Source organism: Sphaerospermopsis reniformis, assembly GCF_005402885.1.
GTDB lineage: Bacteria > Cyanobacteriota > Cyanobacteriia > Cyanobacteriales > Nostocaceae > Sphaerospermopsis > Sphaerospermopsis kisseleviana.
This window is the reverse complement of sequence record NZ_BJCE01000351.1, coordinates 1-3,924: the sequence shown is the minus strand read 5'-3', so window position 1 is coordinate 3,924 and position 3,924 is coordinate 1. Positions and strand designations below refer to the sequence as shown.

2 protein-coding genes are annotated in these 3,924 nt (G+C 40.1%); one reads left to right on the top strand and one right to left on the bottom strand.

Annotation, left to right across the window (positions count from 1 at the left end):
* Positions 1-216: 216 nt before the first annotated feature.
* Positions 217-414: a hypothetical protein gene (locus FFR48_RS26105; protein WP_096565669.1), complete on the bottom strand. Its 198-nt coding sequence runs from the start codon at positions 412-414 to the stop codon at positions 217-219.
* A 386-nt stretch (positions 415-800) separates the two neighbouring features.
* On the opposite strand from FFR48_RS26105, the gene FFR48_RS26100 reads away from it, so the two are divergent.
* A complete protein-coding gene (locus FFR48_RS26100) occupies positions 801-3,611 on the top strand; it encodes a cation-translocating P-type ATPase (RefSeq protein WP_137669364.1) in 2,811 nt (936 codons plus the stop codon).
* Positions 3,612-3,924: the final 313 nt, after the last annotated feature.

The window sequence follows — 3,924 nt, the reverse complement described above, 5'->3', positions numbered from 1 at the left end:
TCTTTTAGGTGTTTTAACAGCTTTTCTCTCTGTTCTTGAGACAGATGGTTTTTTGCTGGCATAATTCAGAAGCGATCGCTTAGTTACTTAATTCCCTATTATACAATCTAGCTGCACAACAGCTTAGGCACTTTAGTGCCAAAAATAAGCGATAAATCGCTTACTACGAACAGAGAAATATGCCAGTTGCGTAAGTCCTATTAAAATGTCCCTTTATTAAAAAGACCCTTTAAATGCTGCATAACTCAAGGTAATAATAATTGGTAAAATAATAGGAATAATAATGATTAATCCCATTTTACTAATCCTAATTTCTTGACCATCAGATTTAAACAGTGCAATTACAGCAGCAGTGGCCATAAAAATCCAAATAAATCCAAAGACTATAAAAATGGTAAATGTTGAGTTATTCATACATTATATATTTTATTTGTGGTGTACTAATATTTTAATTTGTATGAATCAGGATGTCCAGGATTTAAAGATTTACAGGATGTGGCTTATCTGCGTGCATCTGCGTTCAATTATTCTGGTATTACTTTTAAATTACCTTTTTTTTAAACGAACCACAGAGACACAGAGGACGCAGAGAAAAAATATCATTTATCTTTTTATTCATGCAATTAATTATTTTTAGAAGTCGGGAATCTTTGACCACAAACTAAAATCCTGTAAATCCTTTAATCCTGTACTTCGACTTCGCTCAGTAACCAGACATCCTGATTCAGATAATACCTTTGACAGATGAACAGGTATAAACTCAGCATCTAAGATATCAAAGCCGGATTGATACCAAAAGTATGAATTCCAACTTTCATATTTGGACGCTGACACCTACAGATGTCTACAAGACACTAACAACAACTCCCCAAGGTATCAGCGAGGCAGAAGCAAATTTAAGATTAAAACAATTTGGTTATAATGAACTTCCCGAACCCCAAACCCGCCCTTTAATACTCCGTTTCACTGACCAATTAACCCATTTTATGGCGTTGCTGTTGTGGGTAGCGGGAATATTAGCTTTTATTTCCCAAACACCGGAATTAGGTTGGGCAATTTGGGCAGTAATTTGGATTAATGCTATTTTTAGTTTTTGGCAGGAATATCAAGCGGAAAAAGCTTTATCAGCACTGAAAAAAATCTTACCTTCCCAAGCTAAAGTTTATCGTGATGGAAAATTATCTGTAATTGCTGCCCGTGAATTAGTTAGCGGCGATGTCATGCAGTTAGAAGAAGGTGATAAAATCTCCGCTGATGCCAGACTGATTGAAAGTCAATCTTTATATGTAGATGCTTCCGTACTTACAGGGGAATCTTTGCCTGTTCCCCGCATTAGCGAACCTGTCACCGCCGCAAATATCCATGCTTCGGAAGCGAGTAATTTAGTATTTGCAGGTTCTACGGTTGCTGCTGGTCGGGGACTGGCGGTAGTATATGCAACAGGGACACATACAGAATTTGGTCAAGTCGCCCATCTTACGGCAAATGTGAAGCGGGAAGCCAGCACTTTAGAGGTGCAGATTTCTAGGGTGGTTCACATCATTACTATCATTGCTTTGAGTATGGGGGTGGTGATATTTTTATTAACTAAGTTGCTGGTGGGAATGCAACTCAAAGAAAGTTTCATTTTTGCCATTGGTATTATTGTGGCGTTTGTTCCCGAAGGTTTACTACCTACTGTGAGTTTAGCATTGGCAATCGGTGTCAGACGCATGGCTACTAAGAATGCTTTGGTGCGGCGTTTGTCTGCGGTGGAAACTCTGAGTGCAACGACTGTTATTTGCACTGATAAAACTGGGACTTTGACTAAAAATGAAATGACTGTCCGCCAATTATGGATTCCTAATACTAATATTAATGTGACTGGGGTGGGTTATGAACCCAAGGGAGAAGTAGAAATTACCTCTGGTGAAAATCAGTCTCAGGTGCGGTTAATGTTGACTGGTGCGGCGCTTTGTTCTAATGCGCGGTTAAATCATCCCCCCAATTCCAATCAATGGCAAGCTGTGGGTGATCCTACGGAAGCGGCGTTATTGGTGGCGGCAATTAAGGCGGGTTTGCAGTTGGAGGAGTTGCAACAGCGATCGCCCAGGGTTCGGGAGATTCCTTTTGATTCTCACCGCCGGATGATGACGGTTTTATTATCAGGTAATTTAGGGTTAGATAATGTTGAAAATTGCGAGTATGTGATTTTTACCAAGGGTGCGCCTTTGGATGTGTTGCAGCATTCGCGGTATTTATGGCATTCGGGGGAAAAGCTGGAATTAACGGAAACTCAGCGCGAGGAAGTTGTGGCGGCTAATGATCAATTGGCTAGTCAAGGTTATCGTGTTTTAGGGGTGGCGACAAGGCAAGGTGGGGGGGAATTAAATCAGCTAGATAATAATTTGTTAGAACAGGATTTGACTTTTTTGGGGTTGGTGGCGATGATTGATCCACCACGTCCAGAAGTTGCGGATGCGATCGCCCTTTGTCATCGTGCCGGCATTCAAGTTACTATGATTACAGGTGATTATGGTTTAACAGCAGCAGCGATCGCCCAACGTATTGGTTTAGCTAACGGTAAACCCAGAATTATCACTGGTGAACAATTAGGACATCTTTCTGATACGCAATTACGGCAAATCATCCACAAGCACAAAACCGGGTTAGTATTTGCCAGAGTCATACCAGAACAGAAACTCAGGTTAGTTGAAGCCTATAAAACCCTTGGTCATATCGTCGCTGTTACTGGTGATGGTGTCAACGATGCCCCCGCTTTACGTGCTGCAAATATCGGCATAGCGATGGGAATTAGTGGTACTGATGTTGCCCGTGAAGCTGCGGATATTGTTCTCATAGATGACAACTTTGCCACTATCGTCTCTGCAATTGAACAGGGTCGGGCGGTGTATCAAAATATCCGCAAGTTCATGACTTACATTCTCGCTTCCAACATGGCGGAGTTTTTACCTTTCCTAGCAATGGTGTTTCTGAAAATACCGCCAGCACTAGTAATTTTGCAGATATTAGCCATTGACTTAGGTACAGATATGTTACCCGCACTAGCATTAGGGGCAGAAAAACCGGAAACTGGTTCAATGGAGTTACCACCCCGGAAAAAATCCCAAGCACTGTTAGATTTACCTTTATTACTGCGTGCTTACTGCTTTTTAGGTCTGCTGGAAGGTTTAGCAGGTATGGCAGGATTTTTCTTTGTTTGGTGGACAAATGGTTATAATCTTCCCCAATTACAGGCACTTAGCCCTAGTATTTTATCTCACTCCGCAAATGCCGCGACAATGGCGATTTATCACCAAGCTACAACTATGACTTTAGCTGTAATTGTCGCTTGTCAAGATGGTAACGTTTTTGCCTGTCGTTCCGAAAGATTTTCTATTTTGCGTTTGGGCTTTTTTACTAACCGTTTAATTTGGGCAGGAATTGCGGTGGAATGGATATTGATTCTATCAATTATTTATTCTCCTACTTTGCAAAATGTCTTCTCGACTGCACCTTTAAAACTATCTTATTTGTTGATGTTATTGTTTTGTCCACCGTTAATTTTAATAGCTGATGAATTGCGAAAAATAATTATTAACAGAGTCAACCATCAAGCTGAAATCTCATAGTTATCAAGTGATAATTGATAATTAATTGATAATTGTTTTATTCAAGGTTTCAAGTAAACATTCAGCCGTCATTCTCCGTCAGCAAGAAAGAAGAAAACCATCAGTGATCAATTGATAATTGATAATTGACAATGGAAAGTTACATCTTGCTCAAGGGTAGAGGATAGAAAGCAAGGAAAGGTTTTTAGTAAGTAGGGTTTGCTGAATAAACCTAAAACCTTGATATATCAAAGGTTAGAGGCTGATAAACACAGAAATTAGTGCAAGGGTTTTGAAGGGTATACCGGAAAAAGTGTGCATTTTTTGGGATTTC

What these genes read in the sequence shown, in the direction of transcription:
- FFR48_RS26105 (WP_096565669.1), bottom strand. Translation starts at nt 414, where the DNA reads ATGAATAACTCAACATTTACCATTTTTATAGTCTTTGGATTTATTTGG.
- FFR48_RS26100 (WP_137669364.1), top strand. Translation starts at nt 801, where the DNA reads ATGAATTCCAACTTTCATATTTGGACGCTGACACCTACAGATGTCTAC.